Origin of the sequence: Paraburkholderia sp. RL17-380-BIE-A, from assembly GCF_046028085.1 — a bacterium.
In the GTDB taxonomy this organism is placed as follows: domain Bacteria; phylum Pseudomonadota; class Gammaproteobacteria; order Burkholderiales; family Burkholderiaceae; genus Paraburkholderia.
Window position 1 is genome coordinate 202,168 of the sequence record NZ_JARESQ010000011.1, and the last position, 24,095, is coordinate 226,262.

The window sequence follows — 24,095 nt, forward strand, 5'->3', positions numbered from 1 at the left end:
TCGCGGATCAATAAGCGCCGGACTTCTTGAAGTCTTTGAGGGCCGTGTGCAGCAGGCCTTCGTCGTCCTTCGAGAGTTCCTTGGTGTCTTCGACGCGCTTGATCAGGTCAGCGTGCTTCGACTTCAGGTAGTCGCGCAGGCCCTTTTCGAACGGCAGCACTTGCGAAACTTCCAGATCGTCGAGGTAACCGTTGTTCGCTGCGAACAGCGCGACAGCCAGTTCCCACACTTGCAGCGGCTGATATTGCGGCTGCTTCAGCAGTTCCGTCACGCGGCGGCCGCGTTCCAGCTGCTTGCGGGTTGCTTCGTCGAGATCCGACGCGAACTGCGCGAACGCGGCCAGTTCACGGTACTGCGCGAGGTCGGTACGGATACCGCCCGACAGCTTCTTCACGACCTTCGTTTGAGCCGCACCACCGACGCGCGACACCGACACGCCGGCGTTAATTGCCGGGCGGATACCTGCGTTAAAGAGGTCGGTTTCCAGGAAGATCTGGCCGTCGGTAATCGAGATCACGTTCGTCGGAACGAATGCGGTCACGTCGCCTGCTTGCGTTTCAATGACCGGCAGCGCCGTCAGCGAACCGCTCTTGCCCTTCACTTCACCGTTCGTGAACTTCTCGACGTAGTCTTCCGACACGCGAGCCGCACGTTCCAGGAGACGCGAGTGCAGATAGAACACGTCACCCGGGTAAGCTTCACGGCCCGGCGGACGGCGCAGCAGCAGCGAGATCTGACGGTATGCCCAAGCTTGCTTGGTCAAGTCGTCATAAACGATCAGTGCGTCTTGACCGCGGTCGCGGAAGTATTCGCCCATCGTGCAGCCGGCGTACGGTGCCAGGTACTGCATGGCAGCCGATTCCGAAGCCGAAGCGGCCACGACGATCGTGTATTCCAGCGCGCCGGTTTCTTCCAGCTTGCGCACCACGTTCATGATCGACGAAGCCTTCTGGCCGATCGCGACGTAGATACAGAAGAGGTTCTTGCCCTTCTGGTTGATGATCGTGTCGACTGCGACTGCGGTCTTGCCGCACTGGCGGTCGCCGATGATCAGCTCACGCTGGCCACGGCCAACCGGCACCATCGCGTCGATCGACTTCAGACCGGTTTGGACCGGTTCCGAAACCGACTTACGCCAGATCACGCCCGGAGCAATCTTTTCGATTGCGTCGGTCTTCTTCGCGTTGATCGGGCCCTTGCCGTCGATCGGGTTGCCGAGCGCGTCGACCACGCGGCCGAGCAGTTCCGGACCCACCGGCACTTCCAGAATACGGCCCGTCGTCTTGACGACGTCGCCTTCCGAAATGTGTTCGTACTCACCCAGAATCACGGCGCCGACCGAGTCGCGCTCGAGGTTCAGTGCGAGACCGAAGGTGTTGCCCGGGAATTCGAGCATTTCGCCCTGCATCACTTCCGACAGGCCGTGGATGCGCACGATACCGTCGGTCACGGAGATCACAGTGCCCTGGTTGCGAACGTCTGCGCTCGCTTCAAGGCCCTGGATCCGGCTCTTGATCAGCTCGCTGATCTCAGAGGGATTGAGTTGCATTATTCGCTCCTGATAGTCAATTCTGTTGCGTGCCAGCCGCTTCAGCGCCTTGGGCGCTTCAGGCCGTCAGAGCCGTCTGCATGCTGGCAAGCCGCGCGCGGACCGAGGTATCGAGCACTTCGTCGCCGACCGTCACGCGCACGCCGCCGATCAACGACGAGTCGACTTCGATCGTCGGCTTCAGCTTGCGTTTGAACTTGCGTTCGAGACTTGCGACGAGGTCATTCAACTGCGCGCCTTCGAGCGGGAATGCGCTGACGATCAGCACATCGGCCGCCCCTTCGCGGGCGTTCTTCAACTCTTCGAACTGCACGGCGATTTCCGGCAGCAATTGCAGGCGATGGTTGTCCACCAGCATTTGCACCAGATTCTTCGCTTGTGCGTTGTCCTTGAGCGGCGACTTGACCGCGGTGAGCAGCAGTTCGCTGACCTGGGCGCGGCTTACTTTCGGGCTCGAGGCGATCGACAGCACTTCGGGCAGACGCGCAACCTGTGCCAGCTCCTGCACGAGCGTGGACCAGGCGGCGATGTCACCAGCTTCGGCCACGCCAAACAGCGCTTCTGCGTACGGACGGGCGATGGTTGCAAGTTCGGCCATGATCAGAGCTCGGCTTTCAGTTGATTCAGCAGGTCAGCGTGAGCTGCCTGGTCGACTTCGCGCTTCAGGATCTGTTCAGCGCCCTTCACGGCGAGTGCAGCAACTTCGCCGCGCAGCGTTTCGCGCGCTTTCACGACTTGCTGTTCCGCGTCGGCCTTCGCTTGCGCGATGATGCGAGCGGCTTCAGCTTGTGCTTGAGCCTTGATTTCGTCAGCGACTGCCACAGCGCGCTTTTCCGCGTCAGCAATACGTTGCTGACCGTCGTTGCGTGCCTGAGCGAGTTCCTGGTCGACGCGCTTGTGAGCGGCTTCGAGTTCTGCCTTGCCCTTTTCAGCAGCCGACAAACCGTCAGCAATCTTCTTCGAGCGCTCGTCGAGGGCGTTGATCAGCGGCGGCCACACGAACTTCATCGTGAACCACGCGAGGATCAGGAACACGACCATTTGCGCAAACAGGGTTGCGTTGAGATTCACGGTGTTTCCTTAAACGTTGCTAGTTCGGAAAGTGAAACGGCAAGGCGCTCATCGATTCTGTGTTCGATCAGCGCCCGAGTGCCCGTTCCGCCCTGCGCCCTCACTAGTTATAGCTCAGGCGCAAACTTCCGAGGAACCTCAGCCTGCCAGCTTCGACAGCAGCGGGTTCGCGAACGCAAACAGCATTGCCACACCAACGCCAATCAGGAACGCCGCATCGATCAGACCAGCCAGCAGGAACATCTTGGTTTGCAGCGGGTTCATCAGTTCAGGCTGACGTGCACATGCTTCGATGTACTTGCCGCCCATCAGGCCGATACCGATACAGGCGCCGATTGCACCCAGGCCGATGATGATGCCGATACCGATGGCGGTCAGACCCTGGATGTTGGCGATGAAAGCTTGCATGATCACTCCTTTGTGAAAAGTCTTTTAGAACTGGTTGGAACTGGGATTTAAAAAACGATGATTCTTTGTCGACGGCGCAGGTTAGTGCGTGTCGTGTGCCTGGCCGATGTACACCAGCGTCAGCATCATGAAAATGAACGCCTGCAGCAGAACGATCAGGATGTGGAAAATTGCCCACACGCTGCCGGCGATCACGTGGCCGATGAAGCCAAGCACCGTCGTGTCCGCGCCGAAGCTCCAGATGCTGCCGAGCAGGGCAATCAGCAGGAACAACAGTTCGCCCGCGTACATGTTGCCGAACAGCCGCATGCCGAGCGAGACCGTCTTCGCGACGAACTCGATGATGTTCAGTGCAAGGTTCGGGATCCACAGCAACGGATGTGCGCCGAACGGAGCGGACAGCAGTTCATGCACGAAACCGCCGGCGCCCTTGATCTTGAAGTTGTAGTAAATCATCAGCGCGAACACACCGAGTGCGATGCCGAGCGTGCCGTTCAGGTCGGCGGTCGGCACGATGCGGTGGTGCGGGATGACTTCGGAAAGACCCAGCCAGCCAATCACGTGGCCCGGCAGGTCGACAGGGATAAAGTCGAGCGAGTTCATCAGCGCGACCCAGACGAACACGGTCAGGGCCAACGGTGCGATGAAGGTGCGCGTGCCGTGGATCATCGACTTCGATTGATCCTCGACCATCTCCACCAGCATTTCGATCGCGCATTGGAAACGGCCCGGCACGCCGGACGTTGCCTTGCGGGCAGCGAGATGCAGGATGAAGATCGTGGCCAGACCGCAAACGATCGACCAGAAAAGGGTGTCCAGATTCCACACGTGAATGTCGAAAATCGACGTCTGGTGCGCGGTGGAAAAGTTCTGCAAGTGGTGCGCGATGTACTCGGACGGATCCATTGCGCGCGTGCCTTCGCTAGCTGCCATATCGTTAAAGCCACCCAAATTGTCGAAAATCGTCTTAGGCCGTTCCCGCTGCAATTCTGTATTGCGGGAACACGCCGGGTGCGGACCGTGTCATATCCGCACACCTGTTGCCGGCGCTGCGCGCCGGCCTGAATTTTTTGCTGCTACTTTTTTGCTGCCACTTTTGTTGCTGCTACCTTAGCGCCAGGCCAAGGCAATCCAGTACGTCTTGAGCGCGATGAGGTAGGTCACGAGCAGCGGAACCCAGCGTACGTCGTGATACCAGAAGGCGATGGCTACGAACATCGCGATCGTTGTCCCCATTTTGAGCGCTTCGCCGATCATCCAGCTCATGACTGTTCCGGCGCCGCTCAGCGTTCTAAGCCGTGCCGCGAACAACGCGCCCGGCACCCAGCAGATCGCTCCTCCCAGGAGCGCGGACAGCGCAGCAGCGCCCGGCGGCTTGTAGAACAGCCACCACACCAGCGTAGCACCCAGGGACAAAGCCATTTGCGCTGCCACGACCTTGAAAGGCGTAACGCGCGATGGACGGCTCACGTTGGGACCAAACAGCTTTTCAGCTTCAGCCCGCGTGAGCGGAACGATATTGTTATCTTGCTGCTCGACATCCCACGCTTCATCAGGTGTCGCTTGCTGACCGGTGGACGCAACGGAATCTTTGCGTTCAGCGCGGTGTTCGTCGTGCCCATTCTTCGGCGCTTGATTCGACGTTTTGACCGCCATCGCAGTGTTCCGAAAGTCTTGTTCCAGCCCGCGAGCTTACGCTGCCATTACGGGGTTGCCGTGCAATTAAATCCGGGCGATTGTAAGCGATAGTTGCAGGCAATTCAAGACTTTAGGCCGTTCAATAACCGGCGTGAAAAGCCTCCTCACGATGCGGGAACAGCTGCCTGGCGGTACGAAACACGTCAAATGTAAGGCTGTCGGGGGGCGTCAAATCATGCGGTTTGGATCAAGCGACTTTGCACTCGCCGACAGGTCGTTTAAACGCAGTAGCAGACGTCTCGAAAATGCAACAAACGCCGATTTTTGCCTCCGCAGGTGGACATACGGGTTGGCACCAGTTAGGCGGCGACTCGGCGCGAGCGTATTCGGAAACTCGTGTGTGTCGATGACAAGAGGGATCGCCGTAATCACACCGCCGCGCCGAATGAATGGGCGACCGAGAACGGCATGCGCTTTCGCCTTTTGTTTCGGGCACGCCCTACTTCGTGAATTCATCAGCGCGGAGTTGGTGACGCGACCGCTCTCGGGATGCTTGACGCGAATCAGGCGGCATTGCAAACGCATCGGCGCTCGGCATCGCCCCAACGGCGCGATCAGACCAATATATCAGCGATCCTGATTATTTATCGCCGCATTTATTTAGGAATCCATTAAATATAGGCCGTTTGACATGCATCAAGTCGGGCCCAATCTCTATGTGTTTGCGACTCGCCAGGAAAGCTGGGGCGCCAAAGGCGCGCAGCGCACCAAATAGCTTGCGATCTGTATTGAGCCTGATCGCAAGCCTTCGTTGCCACTCACGTTCAACGCGCCGATCAGGCGGTGGCGTTGCCGCGCAACCTCACCAAGATGCCTTCCAGCGCGTCCAGATCGCCGAAGTCCACCAGTACCTGCCCTCGCCCGCGTCGGCCGAGTTTGATCTTGACCGTCGCCGCCAGCAAATCCGACAACTCTTCTTCGAGTCGTCGCGTATCACGACCACCGTCCGGATTCGCACGCGCCTTCACTGCTGGCGCGGCTTTGGTCGTCGTCGTTACCAGCTTTTCGGTTTCGCGCACCGACATGCGCTTGTTGATAACCTGGTTGGCCAGCGTAATCTGCGTTGCAGCGTCGACGGCCAACAGCGCGCGGGCGTGCCCCATGTCGAGATCGCCGGCCAGCAGCATCGTCTGTACGGGCGACGCCAGATTGAGCAAGCGCAGCAGATTCGACACGGCACTACGCGATCGGCCGACCGACTCCGCCGCCTGTTCGTGCGTGAAATTGAACTCGTCGAGCAAGCGCTGGATGCCCTGCGCTTCTTCCAGCGGATTCAGATCTTCGCGCTGAATATTCTCGATCAGCGCCATCGCGGCAGCGGCCTGGTCCGGCACGTTCTTCACCAGCACCGGCACTTCGTCGAGACCTGCGAGACGCGCCGCGCGGAAACGCCGCTCGCCGGCAATGATCTCGTACTTGTCCGCGGAGACGGGCCGCACGAGAATCGGCTGCATCAAGCCCTGCGCCCGGATGCTGGCCGCCAGCTCCTGCAATGCGCCTTCATCCATACGCGTACGCGGCTGGTATTTGCCCGCCTGCAACTTGCTGAGTGGCAGCACGTTCGGCGCACCCTCGATCGTCACCGCCTCGGTGATGTCCGCAGTGCCGCCAAGCAATGCTTCCAGGCCTCGTCCCAACCCCTTCTTTCTCGCTACTGCGTTCATCGTGCTTTCCCGATCCACTTAGGATGCCTGGGGCGCGTCATTCAATGCGCGCACCCGCTCAATCATTTCCGCGCCGAACTGCACGTACGCTTGCGCGCCGCGCGATGCCCTGTCGAACACCACGCCCGGCAAACCATAGCTGGGCGCCTCGGCGAGGCGCACGTTGCGCGGGATCACGGCGTCGAACACCTTGTCACCAAAATGCTCTTTCAACTGATCTGAGACTTGCTGTTGCAACGTGATACGCGGATCGAACATGACGCGCAGCAGGCCGATCACTTTCAGGTCACGGTTGAGGTTCGCGTGCACCTGCTTGATCGTGTTGACCAGGTCTGACAAGCCTTCGAGAGCGAAGTACTCGCACTGCATCGGAATCACCACGCCGTGTGCGGCGCACAGGCCGTTGAGCGTGAGCAGCGACAAAGCCGGTGGACAGTCGATCAGCACAAAATCGTATTCGTTTTCGACTGCCGCGAGCGCGACCTTCAATTGACGCTCGCGGTTCTGCACGCTGACCAACTCGACCTCGGCACCGGCGAGTTCACGGTTCGCCGGGAGCACGTCGTAACCAACGGCTTCGGGCCGCACTCGCGCATCGGCCACCGCGACGCCATCCACCAGCACTTCGTAGACCGTGCTCGCGCACGCGGCTTTGTCGATGCCGCTACCCATCGTGGCGTTGCCTTGCGGGTCCAGGTCGATGAGAAGGACTCGCTGTCCCTGCGCTGCCAAGCTCGCGGCCAGATTGACTGTGGTCGTCGTTTTACCGACGCCGCCCTTCTGGTTCGCAACGCAGAAGATTTTTGCCATCGTTGGTGTGTCCCTTTTGCTGCTTGGATAAAGTGAAAATCGTCGGTGATACAGGGTGCGGATGCATGACAAGCCTGAGCGCGCCGCTAGCTGCCGGCATCCACCAAAACCTTGATCAGGTGTCGCTCGGCGTCGAGCGATGGCACATTCAGCCGAATAACCTGTTCCACGTGGGCGCCCGCCGGCAAACGTTCGATCTCGCCGTCCGGGCGTACGCCCTTCATAGCCCAGATCGCACCCTGCTCCGCAACGAGATGACGGGCCAGTGTAACGAAATCCGCGAGTTCTGCGAATGCGCGCGAGACAATTACGTCGAACTTTGCCGGTACTTCGGCGCCCGGCTGCAAAGTCTCGACTCGGCCGGTCACCACCGAGAGATTCGCAAGGCCGAGCTCTGCCTTGGCCTGAGACTGGAACGCCGTTTTTTTATGAACGATGTCGTTCACCGTCACCGTCCACTCCGGCAAAACAATCGCCAGCACAATGCCCGGCAAACCGCCACCGGAGCCGACGTCGAGTACCGAGGACGGCCCGAGCGGAGCCAGATGCGGCACGATTGAAAGCGAGTCTAGAATGTGCTGAATCAGCATCTGCCGCGGATCGCGGATCGCCGTGAGGTTATAGACGGCGTTCCACTTCGACAGCAACGCGACGTAGTCGAGCAGCTTGCCGAGTTGCGTGTCGCTCAGATCGAGGCCGAGCTCGCGCACACCCTCTGTGAGCAGCGGCGCCAACGCCTCCCTACCGCTTCCCTTCTGGCCTACCGTCATTGCGTCACCGGCGTGCTGTCGGTGCCCGGCTCAGTGGGTTTCGCCGGACGACGACCCAAACCACGCTTCAAATGGACCATGAGCAGCGAGATGGCCGCCGGCGTAATGCCGGAGATGCGCGAGGCCTGACCAATGGTTTCAGGGCGGAACTGCGTCAGCTTCTGGCGCGCCTCGAAGGAAAGGCCCCGGACTTCCGCGTAATCCAATCCTTCAGGTAGACGCGTGCTTTCGTGCGCCTCGTTCCGCTCAATCTCTCCCGCCTGACGGTCAATGTAGCCCTGATATTTGATCCCGATCTCGATCTGCTCCTTGATCTGGGCAAGCAGAACGTCGTCTTCCGCCAACGTTTCAGGCGCAGCGCAAGCACCGGCACGCAACCCGCAAACACCGTCGTAAGACACACCCGGGCGGCGCAGCAGATCCGCCAGGCTGTACTCGTGATCGATTGGCTTGCCGAGCAAAGCCGTCGCCTCGTCAGCCGATAACGTCTTAGGATTGACCCACGTGGTGCGAAGGCGCTCTGTTTCACGTGAAACAGCGTCGCGTTTGCGGCTGAAGGCATCCCACCGAACGTCATCCACCACGCCCAGCTCGCGGCCGATCTCAGTCAGACGCATATCCGCATTGTCTTCACGGAGGCTCAGGCGATATTCGGCACGGCTCGTAAACATGCGATACGGCTCCGACACGCCACGCGTAACCAGATCGTCGACCAACACGCCAAGGTAAGCCTGATCGCGCCGAGGGCACCATGCTTCCTTACCTTGCACGTACAGACCCGCGTTGATCCCAGCCAGCAAACCCTGCGCGGCGGCTTCTTCATAGCCAGTCGTGCCGTTGATCTGACCGGCGAAGAACAACCCGTTAATGACTTTCGTTTCCAGCGAAGCCTTCAGTCCACGCGGATCGAAGTAGTCGTACTCAATCGCATATCCCGGCCGGAGGATATGCGCATGCTCCAAGCCGCGCATCGAACGCACCAACTCCAGCTGCACGTCGAACGGCAGGCTCGTGGAGATCCCATTTGGGTAAAACTCGTTGGTGGTCAGCCCTTCAGGCTCAAGGAAGATCTGATGCGATTCCTTCGATGCGAATCGGTGGATCTTGTCTTCGATCGATGGGCAATACCGCGGCCCCACCCCTTCGATCACGCCGGTGTACATTGGCGAACGATCGAGGCCGCCGCGAATGATGTCGTGCGTCCGCTCGTTGGTGTGCGTAACCCAACACGGCACCTGCCGCGGATGCTGCTCAACACGCCCCAGAAACGAGAACACTGGCACCGGATCCAGATCGCCCGGCTGCTCTTCGAGTTGGGAAAAGTCGATGGTGCGGCCGTCGATACGAGGAGGCGTCCCGGTCTTCAACCGACCTTGCGGCAGCTTCAATTCCTTGAGACGCGCCGACAACGACACGGACGCCGGATCACCAGCACGCCCCCCCGTATAGTTGTTCAAACCCACGTGAATCTTGCCGTCGAGGAAGGTCCCAGCCGTCAGCACCACCGCGCGCGCACGGAAACGGATCCCCACCTGCGTGACAGCGCCAATCACGCGGTCACCTTCCACCATCAGATCGTCAACCGCCTGTTGGAACAACCAAAGGTTCGGCTGATTCTCCAGCCGATGCCGGATAGCCTGCTTGTACAGCAAACGGTCGGCCTGAGCGCGCGTCGCACGGACGGCCGGGCCCTTCGACGAATTCAGGATGCGGAATTGAATGCCGCCCTCGTCCGTCGCGGCCGCCATTGCACCGCCGAGCGCGTCGACTTCCTTGACCAGATGGCCCTTGCCAATACCGCCAATCGACGGGTTGCAGCTCATCTGGCCGAGCGTTTCGATGTTGTGGGTCAGCAGGAGCGTCGTATTGCCCATGCGTGCTGAAGCCAACGCGGCTTCCGTGCCGGCATGACCGCCGCCGACGACGATTACGTCAAATTCTGTGGGAAAGAGCATCGCGGATCTCACGCCAGATCATCGCGTGAGCCTTTCAAAGGAAATGTATGGGCGAATTATAACGGGTTCGGTTTAGGCCCGAATTTCGTCCGAACGGCCAATCCATAAAAAAAGCGGTGTGTTTCACGTGAAACACACCGCTTTAATCGTCGGCGATCAGCGTAGAGCGGGAGCGTTACGCCACTTTTTTGGCCAGCCCAAGGTACGTTTCGATCACGCGCGGATTCTGCGCCAGGTCTGCCGCCGGCCCTTCCAGCGCCAGTTCGCCCGTCTCCAACACATAACCGTAGTCGGAGATTTGCAACGCGGCTCGGGCGTTCTGCTCGATCAGCAGCGTGGCTACGCCGGTCTGCCGCAGCGCGCTGATGATGTGGAAGATTTCTTTTACGATCAGCGGCGCAAGGCCAAGACTCGGCTCGTCCAGCATGAGCAGATCGGGCTTGCCCATCAATGCCCGGCCCACCGCAAGCATTTGCCGTTCACCACCCGATAAGGTGCCGGCCGCCTGCTTGCGGCGCTCCTTCAGTCGTGGAAACAGCGTGAAGACCGGCTCAAGTTGGTCGAGAAAGTTGCGCTCCCCTGCCCGCTTGCGACGGTAAGCGCCGAGCACGAGGTTGTCCTCGACCGTCATCGAAGCAAACAGCTCGCGCTTTTCCGGCACAAGGCACATGCCGCGCGCGACACGTTTCTCGACCGGCACGGCGCTGACATCTTCGCCTCGATACACCACGGCGCCCTTGGCATGACCCGTGGTCGGCAGTGCACCCATGATCGCGTTCAGCAGCGTGGACTTGCCCGCGCCATTCGGGCCGATCACCGAGACGATCTGCCCAGCCCGCACCTTGATCGCCGCGCCGTGCAGCGCCTCGACCTTGCCATAGCGGACCGACAATCCGTCTACGTCGAGAATGGGATCAGCAGCATTCATCGTGTTCTCCATCACTCCACCCCACCGAGATACGCTTCCAGCACAGCCGGATCCTGTTGTACGTCTTGCGGCAAACCTTCCGCGATCCGGGTCCCGAACTCCATGACCACCAGCCGGTCGGTGAGATTCATCACGAAATCCATGTCGTGCTCAACCAGCAGCACGCTCATGCCTTCCGCCTTGAGGCGACGCAGCAGATCGGCCAGCTGGAGTTTTTCCTGATAACGAAGACCGGCGGCCGGCTCATCCAGCAACAACAGCGTCGGGTCGCAGCACAATGCGCGTGCGATTTCGAGAATCCGCTGCTGTCCCAAGGCAAGACTGCCCGCCTCGTCATACATGTGCTGTTCCAGGCCGACGCGGCGAATCTGGCGCGCGGCTTCGGCCATCAAGCGCGCTTCTTCCGCGCTGTTCAGGCGCACGACGCTGCGCCATACGCCCGCCTGCCCCCGCAGATGTGCGCCGATCGCGACGTTCTCGAGCACCGTCATTCCCGGCAGCAGCTTGACGTGCTGGAAGGTGCGGCCAATCCCGCGCTTGACGATTTCACGTGAACTCAACGAATCGATTCGCTCGCCACGGAACTTGATCTCGCCGCTGGTCGTTTGCAGCACGCCGGTGACGAGATTAAAGGTCGTCGACTTGCCGGCGCCGTTCGGCCCGATCAAGCCGATGATCTGCCCTGCTTTCACCTCAAAGCTGACATCGTTCACCGCGACCAGACCGCCGAATTGCTTGCGCGCCTTGTTCACCGTCAGCAGATCTTCACCGGCCTCCGGCTTGCTGCGCTGCGGCAACGGTTCGGCATGGTCGGCCAAATGGGCACGCGGACCTTTCGGGAAAAAGCGCGCGACAAACGGCCATACGCCTTGGCGCGCGTACTGCAGCAGCAGCACCATCAAGATGCCGAATACGATCACTTCGAAGTTGCCGTTCTCACCCAGCAGCTTGGGTAGCAGCGTTTGCAGATAATCCTGCAGCACTGTCAGGATCGCCGCACCGAGCACGGCGCCCCAGACGTGCGACACCCCGCCCACCACCGCCATGAACAGGAACTCGATACCGTGATTCAGTCCAAACGGCGTCGGGTTTACCGCGCGTTGCAGGTGGGCGTAGAGAAAGCCCGACACCGAAGCCAGCACCGCCGCGTAGACAAAGATCACCACGCGCATCCACCCGGTGTTCACGCCCATTGCTTCGGCCATCATGCCGCCGCCGCGCAGCGCGCGGATTGCTCGTCCCGGCCGGCTATTAAGCAGATTCTGAACGGAAATCACCGCACCCAGCACGACCACCCAGATCAGGTAATAGATATGGCGCCCGGACTCCAGGTTGATGCCGAAAACATTCAGCACAGGAATTCCGTTGATGCCGTCGTACTTGCCCAGCATGTCGAGATTGCCGAACAGGTAGAACAGCGCGAGCCCCCACGCGATCGTGCCGAGCGGCAAAAAGTGCCCGGACAGACGCATCGTCACCAACCCGAGCATCAACGCGATCAGGGCCGTCACCACCACGCCCGCGATCAGCGCGAGCCACGGCGAGACGCCGTATCGCGTCGTCAGATACGCGGTCGCGTAGGCGCCGATGCCGACAAACGCGGCCTGGCCGAAGCTCGTCATTCCGCCGATACCGGTCAGCAGCACCAGGCCGATCGCCACGATCGAATACAGGCCGATGTAGTTGAGCAGCGTCACCCAATATTCCGGCACGTGAATCGGTTGCGGCAATACGGGTAGCGCGAACAGCACCACGAGGAACAACCAGAAGAACTTGTTTTGCATGATCCGTTTCATCGCGTCACTCCTCGTCCTCTTCGGTGTGCGGGCTGGCAAGACTTCGCCAGAGCAGCACCGGAATGATCAGCGTGAACACGATCACTTCTTTATAAGCACTCGCCCAGAACGACGAATACGACTCCAGCAGACCGACCAGGATCGAGCCCGCAGCCGCCAGCGGATAACTGACGAGGCCGCCGATAATCGCCCCCACGAAGCCCTTCAAGCCGATCAGGAAGCCCGAGTCGTAGTAGATGGTGGTGAGGGGTGCGACGAGGATGCCGCACAGCGCACCGAGGCCCGCCGCCAGCGTGAAGGCGAGACGCCCCGCTTGCGTCGTGCCGATGCCGACGAGCCGTGCGCCGAGCCGGTTCACCGACGTTGCGCGCAACGCCTTGCCGGAGATCGAGCGGTCGAAGTACAGATACAGCGCACCGATCAACACGACCGCCGTGCCGACGACCCACAAGCTCTGCCCGGAGATCGACAGGCTGCCCACGTTGAAGGTCGCGTCGGAAAACGCCGTGGTGCGCGAACCCTCCGCACCGAACATCACGAGACCCAGGCCGACCATCGCGAAGTGCACCGCCACCGCCACGATCAGCAGCAGCAGCGTGGACGCCTCCGCGATCGGCTCATACGCAAGCCGGTAAACATACGGTCCCATCGGAATCACGATCAGCAGCGTCAACGCGATCTGCGCGAACATCGGCAGCGTATGCATGAAAACGCCCTGCGTGAGCGCGTAGACCGCGATCGGAAACAGCAGGTATTTGCCGACCAGCATGACCAGCGTGCGCGCCGCATGCCGGCGCCGCTCGGGATGGCGTACCAGCCCCGCTACCTCGACGACGAAGCAGGCCGCGCCCATCGCCATCAGCAGCCAGCAGGTGGCCGGAAATTTCTGTGTCTGTAGCGCGGCGAGCGTCAGCGCGCCGTACGAAACAAACTCCCCCTGCGGGATGAAGATCACCCGCGTCACGGAGAACACCAACACCAGCGCGAGCGCCAGCAGCGCGTAGATCGCGCCGGTGGTGATGCCGTCCTGCGCGAGGATCGCCGCAATTGATAGATCCATACTTCCTCGTCCTGAAGCGTCGTAATCGAAACTGGGAAACCGTTGTGGCGGCAAAACTCGCGGCCGTCCGCGGACCCGCAATGCCTGAAAAGGCGACCGCCGCGCCGGAACACGGCGCGGCGGTCGATGCCATTGTCATCGAACAGAATGGCAATGCGGCGTCACATGCCGCACGTTGCGCGAGAGGCGCGTACCGCTTTTATGCTTAGTCGTTCTGCAGCTTCCACTTGCCGTCGACGATCTGCACGATCACGCGTGCGCGCTTGTCGAGGCCGTTGTGGTCGGTCGTGGTGGTGTTCATGATGCCGTGCGAAACCGGCAGCTCCTTGATGTTCTCAAGTGCGCCGCGCAGTGCCACGCGGAACGCTTCCGTGCCCGGCTGCGCCGTCTTCAGCGCAACGGGAATGGCTGCTTGCAACATCTGGCCGGCGTCCCATGCGTGACCGCCAAACGTCGCCACCGAGCCCGCGCCATATGCTTTCTCATACGCCGCTTTATAGGCCAGCGACGACTTCTTCACCGGGTTCGAGTCAGGCAGTTGATCCGCCACGAGAATCGGTCCAGCCGGCAGGAATTCGCCTTCGCAATCCTTGCCGCACACGCGCAGGAAGTCGTTATTGGCGACGCCGTGCGTCTGGTAGACCTTGCCCTTGTAGCCGCGCTCCTTGAGCGTCTTGGCCGGCAATGCCGACGGCGTGCCCGCACCCGCGATCAGGACCGCGTCGGGGTTCGCGCCAATCGTCTTCAGCACCTGGCCCGTGACCGATGCGTCGGTGCGGTTGAAGCGTTCGTTGGACACGATCTTCAGATTGTGCGCGGCGGCCGCAGCGGTAAAGACGTTATTCCAGCCGTCGCCGTACGCATCCGCGAAGCCGATGAAGCCCACGGTTTTCACGCCGTGATGCTCCATATAGTCGGCGATGGCGTCAGCCATCAGGCTGTCGTTTTGCGGCGGTTTGAAGGCCCATGCGCGCTTCGCGTCCATCGGCGAAATGATTGCCGCCGATGCCGCCAGCGAGATCACCGGCGTCTTGCCTTCGGAAGCGGCGTCGAGCATGGCCAGCGAATTCGGCGTAACGGTCGAGCCGATGATCGCGTCGACGTGGTCTTCGTCGATCAGCTTGCGCGTGTTTTGCACGGCCTTGCCGGTGTCCGATGCGTCGTCGAGAACGATGTACTGCACGGTCTTGCCGCCGATCTCTTTCGGCAACAGCGCAATCGTGTTCTTTTCAGGAATCCCGAGCGATGCGGCCGGCCCCGTCGTGGAAAGTGTCACGCCGATCTTCACTTGGGCAAACGCCGCGCCCGCGCCACACATCAACGCCATGGCGATGCCGGTGCATACCCATTGCTTTGTCTTTTTCATTGCAAGTCTCCAAACGCTTTGAAGCGCGTATCTGTAATCCGACTCACGGGCCGGGTGTCTGAATCTAGTTATCGGGTGGAGGCGTGCCAAGCATGGTTTTCCCTGCTCAGCGCGGATGCCTTCGCCGCTTTGGTGCCACTCCTTTGCTACGTACGACGGCTGCAAACTGCTGCGAAATCCTGCGAACAAAACACTAACATGTTAGTAGTATTGCGTTCTGCATGAACGACGGTCAATAGACCGCAACCCAAATACGGGTTTGTCCTGAAGCCGCGCAACCACACTTTTTCACGTGAAGCGGACAATAAAAAAGACGCGTCAACTGCACGCGTCTTTTTCGATGAGGTTCCGTATCGCTTCGCCCTCGCTCAGTCGCCGGACAACTTCCACTTGCCGCCGACAATCTCCACCATCACGCGCGCCCGCTGGTCGAGGCCAGAGTGGTCATTCGCGCTCATGTTGAAGATGCCGTGCGACGCGGGCATGTCTTTGGTGCTTTCCAGCGCTGCGCGCAACGCCTCGCGGAACGCAGGCGTGCCCGGCTGCCCCTTCTTCAGCGCCAGCGGAATCGCGCGTTGCAGCAGCAAGCCGGCGTCCCATGCGTGGCCGCCGAAAGTCGACACCGAGCCGGCGCCGTAAGCGGTTTCGTACGCGCGCTTATAGGCGAGCGCGCTCTTCTTCACCGGATTCGAATCGGGCAATTGATCCGCGACCAGCAACGGGCCGGCGGGCAGATACGTACCTTCGCAATCCTTGCCGCACACGCGCAGGAAGTCGTTGTTGGCGACGCCGTGCGTCTGATAGTACTTGCCCTTGTAGCCACGCTCCTTGAGCGTTTTCTGCGGCAGCGCAGCCGGTGTGCCCGCGCCTGCGATCAGCACCGCATCGGGATTCTGCGACATGACCTTCAGCACCTGGCCGGTCACCGAAGCATCATTGCGCGCGAAGCGTTCGTTCGCGACGATCTTGATCTTCGCGAGGTCCGCTGCCTTGCCGAATTCCTTGAACCAGCTCTCGCCGTAAGCGTCCGAGAAGCCGATAAACGCGACCGTCTTCACGCCGTGATTCGACATGTGCTGCGCGATCGCGGTCGCCATCAGAATGTCGTTTTGCGGCGTTTTGAAGACCCACGCGCGCTTCGCATCCATCGGCTCGACAATGCTTGCCGCGGCGGCCATGGAGATCATGGGCGTAGTGGTTTCGGCAGCGACGTCGATCATGGCCAGCGAGTTCGGCACGACGGTCGAGCCGATCAGCGCATCCACGTGATCTTCGCTGGTGAGCTTGCGGGTGTTCTTGACGGCCTGAGTCGAATCAGTGGCGTCGTCGAGCACGATGTATTCGATCTTCTGGCCCGCCACTTCTTTAGGCAGGAGCGCAATCGTGTTCTTTTCCGGGATACCGAGCGACGCGGCAGGACCCGTTGCCGACACGGTCACGCCGATTTTCACGTCTGCGAACGCATGGCCGCTCCATGCCGCAGTGATTCCAGTGGCGACTAATGCCGCGCTGATCCAACGCAATGCCGACTTCATCCCGCTCCTCTGTCTACCCCGTTATTCATTCGAATCTAAATCCGTGGATTTAAATCCCGACCCAGCGGTCGGTGAATAGCGAGTTTAGCGGACGGAAGCCATGCGCGGCAAGCGTTTTGCAGGGTTGTGCGCTGCGAAACAGAGACAGGTTCGGTGAATAAAAAGGGTCACCGAATTAGCGGGAAATTCGAATAGCGAATAGCCGAAAACACAAATAAAAAGCGCTGTTGGATATCAATCCAACAGCGCTTTCGTCTGGGCACTGAGTGCCTCATTGTCTCCTCGTTCTCCACCTGCAAATTTCGTGGTGCATCAGAACTGCATGAAGATTAAAGGAGCACCCGCCCTACTACAACTAGCAATTACCCTAGTGGTGCACTGCGGCACTGAATTGGGGCACGCTTGCCGGAACCTGTTCAACCCCGCCGGGAGCCTTGGCAACCCGCGCTCCCGCTTCATTACATCAAGAGCGGCAAACTATATCGGATACCGAAACAATGGCGAATTTCGCTGCGTTCAGGCCCGCAGCGGCCGCACCCGCGCGATGATCTCACCGACAATGCCACGCCGGAACGCCAGCACGCACGCGATGAAAATCACGCCGGTCACAATGGTTACCGATTCGCCCAGCGAACGGAACCACTCAACGCCGGTGGATGACGCCAGCGCCCCGCCGAAATCGCCGAGCCGGTCTTCGAGCGCGACAATCAATGCGGCGCCGAGCAGCGGTCCAAACAAGGTGCCCATGCCGCCGACCAGCGTCATCAGGATCACGAGGCCCGACATGGTCCAATACGCGTCGCTCAATGTCTCGAAGCCTTGCACGAGCACTTTGAGCGAACCCGCGAGACCGGCAATTCCCGCCGACAGAATAAACGCCAGCAGTTTGAAGCGATCCGTATCGTAACCGAGCGACACCGCGCGCGGCTCGTTTTCCTTGATCGCCACCAGCACCTGTCCAAACGGCGAATGCACGATCCGCACAATCAGCAGGAAAGCGAGCACCATCACGGCGAGCACGACGAAGTACAACGCCGTATCGGACGAGAGATCCAGCACGCCGAACAGCTTGCCGCGCGGCACGCCTTGCAGACCGTCCTCACCATGCGTGAACGGCGCCTGCAGGAACACGAAGTAGACCATCTGCGCGAGCGCCAGCGTCACCATCGCGAAGTAGATGCCCTGGCGGCGAATCGCGAAGATGCCCACGATCAACCCAAGCAAGGTCGCCGCCGCGGTGCCGGCGAGCACGCCCAGCTCCGGCGAGAAGCCGAGCGTCTGCATCGCATAGCCGGTAATGTAGCCGGCCGACGCGAGAAACATGGCGTGGCCGAACGACAGCAGTCCGGTATAGCCAATCAGCAGATTGAACGCCGCCGCGAACAGCGCGAAGCACAGCACTTTCATCACGAAGAGCGGATAGATGCCGAGCACGGGCACCGCGAGAAGCACGATCAGCAGCAGACCGTAGAGCACTTTTCTCTGCATCATTTTTCCTTGCCGAAGAGACCCGCCGGGCGCACCAGCAACACGAGCGCCATGATCACGAAGACGACGGTCGCCGACGCTTCCGGGTAGAACACGCGTGTGAGCCCTTCGATCACGCCCAGCAGCAAGCCGGTGAGAATCGAGCCCATGATCGAACCCATGCCGCCGATCACCACCACCGCGAACACGGTGATGATCATCGGCTGGCCCATCAGCGGCGAGACCTGAATCACCGGTGCGGCGAGCACGCCGGCAAATGCGGCCAGCGCGACGCCGAAGCCATAGGTCAACGTGATCATCAACGGCACGTTGATGCCGAACGCTTCGACCAGTTTCGGATTTTCAGTGCCCGCGCGCAGATAGGCGCCGAGGCGCGTCTTCTCGATCACGAACCACGTCGCGAAGCAAACCACCAGCGAGGCCACCACGACCCACGCGCGATAGTTCGGCAGGAACATGAAGCCGAGATTGGTCGCACCGGAAAGCGCCGACGGCACGTCGTACGGCTGGCCGGACGAACCGTAGATGGAACGGAACACGCCTTCCACGACCAGCGTGAGTCCGAAGGTCAGCAAGAGGCCGTACAGATGGTCGAGCTTGTAGAGCCAGCGCAGCATCGAGCGTTCGATCGCCATGCCAAACAACCCGACGAGCAGCGGCGCCAGTACGAGCATCACCCAGTAAGGCAAGCCGAAATACGACAGGCCCATCCACGCGAGCATCGCGCCGAGCATGAATAACGCGCCGTGCGCAAAGTTGATCACATTGAGCAGGCCGAAGATCACCGCCAGCCCAAGACTCAGAATTGCGTAGAACGAGCCGTTCACGAGCCCCAGCAGCAGCTGGCTCAGCATCGCCGGTAGCGGAACGCCAAAGATTTCCATTGAAGCCTTAACCCCTTAAGCCATCGCCAAGGTGAGATCGGTCACGCACGATCCGGCCGGCGCACGGTGAGCGTCAGCGACGCCGATCGTGCGCGGCATGTGAAACGGTTCGCCGTCAGCCTGTGTACCAACGCAGCACTGTATATTGCCCGCCAGTACGAGCAGACGGACGGCTATCTGGTTACCATTCGACGTTTATTTCCACAACGCGCAGCGCGTTTCCGTCTTGGTCGTGAACGCCTGCTCGCCGGGGATCGTCGCCGTAATCTTGTAGTAGTCCCACGGCTCCTTGGACTCGGCCGGCGTCTTCACCTGCATCAGGTACATGTCGTGGATCATGCTGCCGTCCTGACGGATGTAACCCTTCGCGTAGAAGTCGTTGATCTTGGTCTTCTTCAGTTGCGCCATCACCTTGTCGGAGTCGGTCGAGCCCACCGCCTTCACCGCGTTCAGATAGGTCATGGTCGCCGAGTAGTCGGCGGCCTGCAGGCTCGACGGCATCTTCTTCATCTTGTCGAAGTAGCGCTCCGCCCACTTGCGAGTGGTCGCGTCCTTGTTCCAGTACCAGCTGTCCGTCAGAACGAGACCTTGGGTGGTTTCGAGGCCCAGGCTGTGGATATCGTCGATGAACACCAGCAGCGCGGCGAGCTTCATCGTTTTGGTGATGCCGAACTCCTTGGCTGCCTTGATCGAATTGATCGTGTCGCCGCCCGCGTTGGCGAGGCCCAGAATCTGTGCCTTCGACGCCTGCGCCTGCAACAGGAACGACGAGAAGTCCGATGCCGACAGCGGATGACGCACCGCGCCCAGCACCTGGCCGCCATTCGCCTTCACCACGTCCGAGGTGTTTTTCTCGAGCGCCTTGCCGAACGCGTAGTCGGCAGTCAGGAAGTACCAGGTCTTGCCGCCCTGCTTCGTCACCGCCGAGCCCGTGCCCTTGGCCAGCGCCGTGGTGTCGTACGCATAGTGGATCGTGTACGGCGTGCATTGCTCGTTGGTCAGCGTGTCGGCGCCCGCGCCGATGCTGATGTACACCTTCTTCTTTTCACCGGCAACGGTGTTCATCGACAAACCCGTTGCCGAATTCGTGCCGCCGATCAGCAGGTCGACGCCGTCGCGGTCGAACCACTCGCGTGCGCGTGAGGCCGCAATGTCCGCCTTGTTCTGGTGGTCCGCATACACCACCGTGATCGGCTTGCCGTTGACCTTGCCGCCGAAGTCCGCCACCGCCATGCGGATCGCTTCGAGACCGCCCTGGCCGTCGATATCCGCATACAGACCCGACATGTCGGTGATGAAGCCGATCTTCACCGCGTCGTCAGCCGCTTGCGCGCTGCCCATCGTCAGAGCGGCGCCGGCGGCGACCGCGAAACAAAGGGAGGCTAGCCGCGCGAGTGGGTTCTTTTTCATTCCTGTCTCCTGGTTTCTTCGCTTGTGGTTATCAGAGGCAAATCGGGCGGTTTTTTAAACGCCCAAAAGATCGTGCAGGACCGGCATCTTGGTTTCGAGTTCACTTGCCCCGAAGTGCTCGACAATCGCGCCGTGCTCCATCACGTAGAAGCGATCGGCAAGCGGCGCGGCAAAGCGGAAATTCTGCTCGACCATCACCACGGTGTAGCCGCGCGCCTTGAGCGTCATGATCATGCGTGCCAGCGCCTGAACGATGACAGGCGCAAGCCCTTCCGAGATTTCGTCGAGCAGCAGCAAGCTTGCGCCGGTGCGCAGAATGCGCGCTACCGCGAGCATCTGCTGTTCGCCGCCTGAGAGCCGCGTGCCCTGGCTCATGCGGCGTTCGTGCAGATTCGGAAACATCGAATAGATTTCTTCGAGCGACATCATGTGCGCCTTGTCCCCGACAGGCGGCGGCAGCAGCAGATTCTCCTCGCAGGAGAGGCTCGAAAAAATACCGCGCTCTTCCGGGCAATAACCAATGCCGCAATGCGCGATGCGATGCGTGGGGAGATTGATCGTTTCACGACCGGCAATGCGGATCGAACCAGTGCGCCGACCGCTCAGACCCATGATGGCGCGCAGCGTCGTGGTCCGTCCCGCGCCATTGCGGCCCAGAAGCGTGACGACTTCGCCGCGGTTCACCGTCAGATCGACGCCATGCAGAATGTGGGATTCCCCGTACCACGCCTGCAAACCCTTGATGTCCAGCGCAGGCACGGCGTTATCCGTCCCGCTAACGTCGAGACTTTCGCGCTCGGCAATCGTATTCATGCGTGGGCTCCGGCAAGCGCCGCGTCGGCGCTGCCCATATAGGCTTGCATCACGAGCGGATTCTTCGACACTTCGGCGTAGCTGCCTTCGGCAAGCACTTCGCCACGTTGCAGCACGGTAATCGTGTCGGAAATGCCGGCGATCACGTTCATGTTGTGCTCGACCATCAGGATGGTGCGGCCGCTCGATACCTTCTTGATCAGCGCCGTCACGCGATCGACGTCTTCGTGGCCCATGCCTTGCGTGGGCTCGTCGAGCAGCATGAGCTCCGGCTCCATGGCGAGCGTGGTGGCGATTTCCAGCGCGCGTTTGCGGCCGTAGGAAAGTTCGACCGTCAACACGTCGGCGAAATCGGTCAATCCGACCTGCGTGAGCAGATCCATTGCGCGATCATCGAGTTGGCGAAGCGTGCGTTCGCTCTTCCAGAAATGAAATGCCGTGCCGAGCTGACGCTGCAAGCCAATGCGCACATTCTGCAATGCTGTCAGATGCGGAAATACAGCAGAAATCTGGAATGACCGGATAATGCCGCGCCGTGCGATTTGCGCCGGGCGTTCGCTCGTAATGTCGATACCGTTGAAAACGATTTGACCCGCAGTCGGTTCGAGAAATTTGGTGAGCAGATTGAAGCAGGTGGTCTTGCCTGCCCCATTCGGGCCGATCAGCGCATGGATCGAGCCACGGCGCACGCGCAGGTTCACACCGTTCACGGCGATAAAGCCTTTGAACTCACGGGTGAGGCCGCGCGTTTCGAGAATCGTATCGCCGAGAATCATGTTCCCTTCCATACGGAGTAAGGCGAAGCATTACGATCTTCCGCGCGAACCGCTGCGCGACTTTTTATGACGGCGGCACCCCGTGCCGCTCGTTGGCGTGCTGCACCAATCCGGACGGTAATCCATGGGGCCACACGCAGCATGGCTGCCATTGTCGCGCCAATGATGCAGCGCATTCATTGGGATTTGCACTTAGTGGATGATGCCGGTCTGCAACATGACCCTAAGCATGACACGCCCGCCGTGCACGTCGGACGGGCATCTCATGCGAGCCGTATGACACTTGTCACACGGCGAACACGGAAGGCGTCGAGCTTGTTTGCGCCACGGAACTGCCGGCAACGCGCGCACGGCGATCCTCGCGGATCATCTCGCTGGCGCGCTCCGCGATCATCAGCGTGGGCGAATTGGTGTTGCCCGAGGTGATGGTCGGCATGACAGATGCATCGACCACCCGCAATCCGTCAACACCGATAACTCGTAACCGGTTGTCGACCACCGCGCCGGGGTCGTCGGTCGTGCCCATGCGGCAGGTGCCGACCGGATGGAAGATGGTCGTGCCGACGGCGCCGGCAGCCTGCTGCAACTCTTCCTCGGTCTGGTACTGGACGCCCGGCAAAATCTCTTGCGGCCGGTAGCGCGAGAGCGCGGGCGCCGCGGCAATGCGTCGCGTGAGACGCAGCGCATTGGCGGCAACGTGCCGGTCGTAATCGGTAGAGAGATAGTTGGGGGCGATCAACGGCGGCGCTGACGCATCGGCTGATTCAATGTGAATGCTGCCGCGCGAGGTGGGCCGCAACTGGCACACGGACGCAGTGAACGCGTTGAATCGGTGCAGCGGTTCGCCGAAGCGATCGAGCGAAAGCGGCTGGACGTGATACTCGAGATCGGGCCGCGTCAGCGAGCGATCATTCGGGTCTGATTTGGCAAACGCGCCGAGTTGCGACGGCGACATCGACATCGGCCCGCTTTGAAACAGCGCGTACTGCATGCCGATCATCAGCTTGCCCCACCAATGCGCGGACGCTGTGTTGAGTGTGCGCACGCCATCGACTTTATAGGCCATTCGCAATTGCAAATGGTCCTGCAAATTTTCTCCCACGCCGCGCAGATCGTTGACGACTTCAATACCCAGGTTCTGCAGACGCGCACCGTTGCCGATACCGGAGAGTTCGAGCAATTGCGGCGAATTGACAGCACCAGAGCTGAGGATCACTTCGCAGCGTGCTTTGGCCAGATAGTCCGTGTTGTCGCCGCGATATTCGACGCCTGTGCAACGGCGACCTTCGAATACGACGCGTTGCGTGTGCGCGCCGGTAATGACCATGAGATTCGGCCGCTTGAGTGCGGGACGCAGAAATGCCTTCGACGCATTCCAGCGAATGCCGCGCTTCTGATTGACGTCGAAGTAGCCGACACCGGTGTTATCGCCGCGATTGAAGTCGTCCGTGGCGGGGATGCCGGTCTCCTGCGCAGCGCGTGAAAACTCTTCGAGTATTTTCCATTTCAACCGCTGTTTCTCCACGCGCCAAGGACCGCCCGCGCCATGCGACTCGGTCGCGCCGGCATAGTGATCTTCGCTGCGCCTGAAGACGGGCAACACCGAGTTCCACGACCAGGACGAGTCGTTCGTGACGCGAGCCCATTCGTCGTAGTCTTCGCGCTGCCCACGCATGTAGATCATGCCGTTGATTGAGGAGCTTCCGCCCAGGACGCGTCCGCGTGGGTACGAAAGCGCGCGGCCATTCAGCCGCGGCTCAGATTGTGTTTTGTAGAGCCAGTCCGTGCGCGGATTGCCGATGCAATAGAGGTAGCCGACCGGCACATGAATCCAGTGGTAGTCGTCCTTGCCGCCGGCTTCGAGCAGCAATACCCGCACGTCCGGATCTTCGCTCAGGCGATTGGCCAGCACACAGCCCGCCGTCCCCGCGCCCACGATGATGTAATCGAACTCGCCTTCGAGCCGCCGCGCGGTCTCGAGCCTGGTGTCGGAATCGCTCATTGTTCAGTCTCCTAAGCTTTTTTGCCGACCGGTCGCATGATTGGCATGCGACCGTGGCGTTGGGCTCTAATTGTGTTTCCAGCCTTTCTTCTGCATCTGCGGCGGCCGTTGC

21 protein-coding genes are annotated in these 24,095 nt (G+C 60.6%); all 21 read right to left on the reverse strand.

Annotation, left to right across the window (positions count from 1 at the left end):
- Positions 1-7: 7 nt before the first annotated feature.
- The 21 genes from atpA to P0D68_RS20385 all read right to left on the reverse strand — a co-directional run bounded on the left by atpA (position 8) and on the right by P0D68_RS20385 (position 23,983).
- Entirely contained in the window at positions 8-1,549 is a 1,542-nt protein-coding gene (atpA, locus tag P0D68_RS20285; protein ID WP_091797860.1) for a F0F1 ATP synthase subunit alpha, read from the reverse strand.
- Positions 1,550-1,607: 58 nt separating this feature from the next.
- Positions 1,608-2,147, reverse strand: a complete 540-nt coding sequence (locus tag P0D68_RS20290) for a F0F1 ATP synthase subunit delta (RefSeq protein ID WP_091797857.1) — start codon at positions 2,145-2,147, stop codon at positions 1,608-1,610.
- 2 nt (positions 2,148-2,149) lie between these two features.
- Positions 2,150-2,620 carry a F0F1 ATP synthase subunit B gene (locus P0D68_RS20295; RefSeq protein WP_006050845.1) on the reverse strand — a complete coding sequence of 157 codons (471 nt, stop codon included), beginning with the start codon at positions 2,618-2,620 and terminating at the stop codon, positions 2,150-2,152.
- Between the two features lie 138 nt (positions 2,621-2,758).
- A complete protein-coding gene (gene atpE / locus P0D68_RS20300; RefSeq protein ID WP_007180033.1) occupies positions 2,759-3,028 on the reverse strand; it encodes a F0F1 ATP synthase subunit C in 270 nt (89 codons plus the stop codon).
- Between the two features lie 81 nt (positions 3,029-3,109).
- On the reverse strand, positions 3,110-3,961 hold the full coding sequence (gene atpB / locus P0D68_RS20305; protein ID WP_091797855.1) for a F0F1 ATP synthase subunit A: 852 nt from the start codon (positions 3,959-3,961) through the stop codon (positions 3,110-3,112).
- A 177-nt stretch (positions 3,962-4,138) separates the two neighbouring features.
- Positions 4,139-4,684, reverse strand: a complete 546-nt coding sequence (locus P0D68_RS20310; protein WP_408299767.1) for an ATP synthase subunit I — start codon at positions 4,682-4,684, stop codon at positions 4,139-4,141.
- A gap of 818 nt (positions 4,685-5,502) precedes the next feature.
- Positions 5,503-6,390 carry a ParB/RepB/Spo0J family partition protein gene (locus tag P0D68_RS20315; protein WP_091800939.1) on the reverse strand — a complete coding sequence of 296 codons (888 nt, stop codon included), beginning with the start codon at positions 6,388-6,390 and terminating at the stop codon, positions 5,503-5,505.
- An 18-nt stretch (positions 6,391-6,408) separates the two neighbouring features.
- On the reverse strand, positions 6,409-7,200 hold the full coding sequence (locus tag P0D68_RS20320) for a ParA family protein (protein WP_408299764.1): 792 nt from the start codon (positions 7,198-7,200) through the stop codon (positions 6,409-6,411).
- A gap of 86 nt (positions 7,201-7,286) precedes the next feature.
- Positions 7,287-7,970 carry a 16S rRNA (guanine(527)-N(7))-methyltransferase RsmG gene (gene rsmG / locus P0D68_RS20325; RefSeq protein WP_408181713.1) on the reverse strand — a complete coding sequence of 228 codons (684 nt, stop codon included), beginning with the start codon at positions 7,968-7,970 and terminating at the stop codon, positions 7,287-7,289.
- On the reverse strand, positions 7,967-9,925 hold the full coding sequence (gene mnmG, locus P0D68_RS20330; protein WP_408299762.1) for a tRNA uridine-5-carboxymethylaminomethyl(34) synthesis enzyme MnmG: 1,959 nt from the start codon (positions 9,923-9,925) through the stop codon (positions 7,967-7,969). Before mnmG ends, rsmG begins: the two co-directional genes overlap by 4 nt.
- A 175-nt stretch (positions 9,926-10,100) precedes the next feature.
- Positions 10,101-10,853: an ABC transporter ATP-binding protein gene (locus P0D68_RS20335; protein ID WP_177205050.1), complete on the reverse strand. Its 753-nt coding sequence runs from the start codon at positions 10,851-10,853 to the stop codon at positions 10,101-10,103.
- A gap of 11 nt (positions 10,854-10,864) precedes the next feature.
- A complete protein-coding gene (locus P0D68_RS20340; protein ID WP_408299760.1) occupies positions 10,865-12,649 on the reverse strand; it encodes a branched-chain amino acid ABC transporter ATP-binding protein/permease in 1,785 nt (594 codons plus the stop codon).
- A gap of 4 nt (positions 12,650-12,653) precedes the next feature.
- Positions 12,654-13,709, reverse strand: a complete 1,056-nt coding sequence (locus P0D68_RS20345) for a branched-chain amino acid ABC transporter permease (protein WP_408299758.1) — start codon at positions 13,707-13,709, stop codon at positions 12,654-12,656.
- A gap of 205 nt (positions 13,710-13,914) precedes the next feature.
- Positions 13,915-15,075: an ABC transporter substrate-binding protein gene (locus tag P0D68_RS20350; RefSeq protein ID WP_408299757.1), complete on the reverse strand. Its 1,161-nt coding sequence runs from the start codon at positions 15,073-15,075 to the stop codon at positions 13,915-13,917.
- A gap of 368 nt (positions 15,076-15,443) precedes the next feature.
- Complete coding sequence (locus P0D68_RS20355; protein WP_091797826.1) at positions 15,444-16,610, reverse strand: ABC transporter substrate-binding protein; 1,167 nt, start codon at positions 16,608-16,610, stop codon at positions 15,444-15,446.
- A gap of 516 nt (positions 16,611-17,126) precedes the next feature.
- Positions 17,127-18,098 (reverse strand): branched-chain amino acid ABC transporter permease, encoded by a 972-nt coding sequence (locus P0D68_RS20360; protein ID WP_177205092.1) that lies wholly within the window; start codon positions 18,096-18,098, stop codon positions 17,127-17,129.
- Positions 18,098-18,982, reverse strand: a complete 885-nt coding sequence (locus tag P0D68_RS20365; protein WP_091797820.1) for a branched-chain amino acid ABC transporter permease — start codon at positions 18,980-18,982, stop codon at positions 18,098-18,100. The genes P0D68_RS20360 and P0D68_RS20365 overlap by 1 nt, the downstream gene beginning before the upstream one ends.
- 195 nt (positions 18,983-19,177) lie before the next feature.
- Complete coding sequence (locus tag P0D68_RS20370; protein ID WP_091797817.1) at positions 19,178-20,392, reverse strand: ABC transporter substrate-binding protein; 1,215 nt, start codon at positions 20,390-20,392, stop codon at positions 19,178-19,180.
- 54 nt (positions 20,393-20,446) lie between these two features.
- The gene (locus tag P0D68_RS20375; protein ID WP_408299754.1) at positions 20,447-21,205 is read right to left on the reverse strand and encodes an ABC transporter ATP-binding protein; all 759 of its coding nucleotides are present in this window, start codon (positions 21,203-21,205) and stop codon (positions 20,447-20,449) included.
- The gene (locus P0D68_RS20380) at positions 21,202-21,981 is read right to left on the reverse strand and encodes an ABC transporter ATP-binding protein (protein WP_038457148.1); all 780 of its coding nucleotides are present in this window, start codon (positions 21,979-21,981) and stop codon (positions 21,202-21,204) included. The genes P0D68_RS20375 and P0D68_RS20380 overlap by 4 nt, the downstream gene beginning before the upstream one ends.
- A gap of 286 nt (positions 21,982-22,267) precedes the next feature.
- Positions 22,268-23,983 carry a GMC family oxidoreductase gene (locus tag P0D68_RS20385; protein WP_408299752.1) on the reverse strand — a complete coding sequence of 572 codons (1,716 nt, stop codon included), beginning with the start codon at positions 23,981-23,983 and terminating at the stop codon, positions 22,268-22,270.
- Between the last annotated feature and the right edge of the window lie 112 nt (positions 23,984-24,095).

Coding starts and splice junctions, on each gene's coding strand:
- atpA (WP_091797860.1), bottom strand. CDS start 1,549: ATGCAACTCAATCCCTCTGAGATCAGCGAGCTGATCAAGAGCCGGATC.
- P0D68_RS20290 (WP_091797857.1), bottom strand. CDS start 2,147: ATGGCCGAACTTGCAACCATCGCCCGTCCGTACGCAGAAGCGCTGTTT.
- atpE (WP_007180033.1), bottom strand. CDS start 3,028: ATGCAAGCTTTCATCGCCAACATCCAGGGTCTGACCGCCATCGGTATC.
- atpB (WP_091797855.1), bottom strand. CDS start 3,961: ATGGCAGCTAGCGAAGGCACGCGCGCAATGGATCCGTCCGAGTACATC.
- P0D68_RS20310 (WP_408299767.1), bottom strand. CDS start 4,684: ATGGCGGTCAAAACGTCGAATCAAGCGCCGAAGAATGGGCACGACGAA.
- P0D68_RS20315 (WP_091800939.1), bottom strand. CDS start 6,390: ATGAACGCAGTAGCGAGAAAGAAGGGGTTGGGACGAGGCCTGGAAGCA.
- P0D68_RS20320 (WP_408299764.1), bottom strand. CDS start 7,200: ATGGCAAAAATCTTCTGCGTTGCGAACCAGAAGGGCGGCGTCGGTAAA.
- rsmG (WP_408181713.1), bottom strand. CDS start 7,970: ATGACGGTAGGCCAGAAGGGAAGCGGTAGGGAGGCGTTGGCGCCGCTG.
- mnmG (WP_408299762.1), bottom strand. CDS start 9,925: ATGCTCTTTCCCACAGAATTTGACGTAATCGTCGTCGGCGGCGGTCAT.
- P0D68_RS20335 (WP_177205050.1), bottom strand. CDS start 10,853: ATGAATGCTGCTGATCCCATTCTCGACGTAGACGGATTGTCGGTCCGC.
- P0D68_RS20340 (WP_408299760.1), bottom strand. CDS start 12,649: ATGAAACGGATCATGCAAAACAAGTTCTTCTGGTTGTTCCTCGTGGTG.
- P0D68_RS20345 (WP_408299758.1), bottom strand. CDS start 13,709: ATGGATCTATCAATTGCGGCGATCCTCGCGCAGGACGGCATCACCACC.
- P0D68_RS20350 (WP_408299757.1), bottom strand. CDS start 15,075: ATGAAAAAGACAAAGCAATGGGTATGCACCGGCATCGCCATGGCGTTG.
- P0D68_RS20355 (WP_091797826.1), bottom strand. CDS start 16,610: ATGAAGTCGGCATTGCGTTGGATCAGCGCGGCATTAGTCGCCACTGGA.
- P0D68_RS20360 (WP_177205092.1), bottom strand. CDS start 18,098: ATGCAGAGAAAAGTGCTCTACGGTCTGCTGCTGATCGTGCTTCTCGCG.
- P0D68_RS20365 (WP_091797820.1), bottom strand. CDS start 18,982: ATGGAAATCTTTGGCGTTCCGCTACCGGCGATGCTGAGCCAGCTGCTG.
- P0D68_RS20370 (WP_091797817.1), bottom strand. CDS start 20,392: ATGAAAAAGAACCCACTCGCGCGGCTAGCCTCCCTTTGTTTCGCGGTC.
- P0D68_RS20375 (WP_408299754.1), bottom strand. CDS start 21,205: ATGAATACGATTGCCGAGCGCGAAAGTCTCGACGTTAGCGGGACGGAT.
- P0D68_RS20380 (WP_038457148.1), bottom strand. CDS start 21,981: ATGATTCTCGGCGATACGATTCTCGAAACGCGCGGCCTCACCCGTGAG.
- P0D68_RS20385 (WP_408299752.1), bottom strand. CDS start 23,983: ATGAGCGATTCCGACACCAGGCTCGAGACCGCGCGGCGGCTCGAAGGC.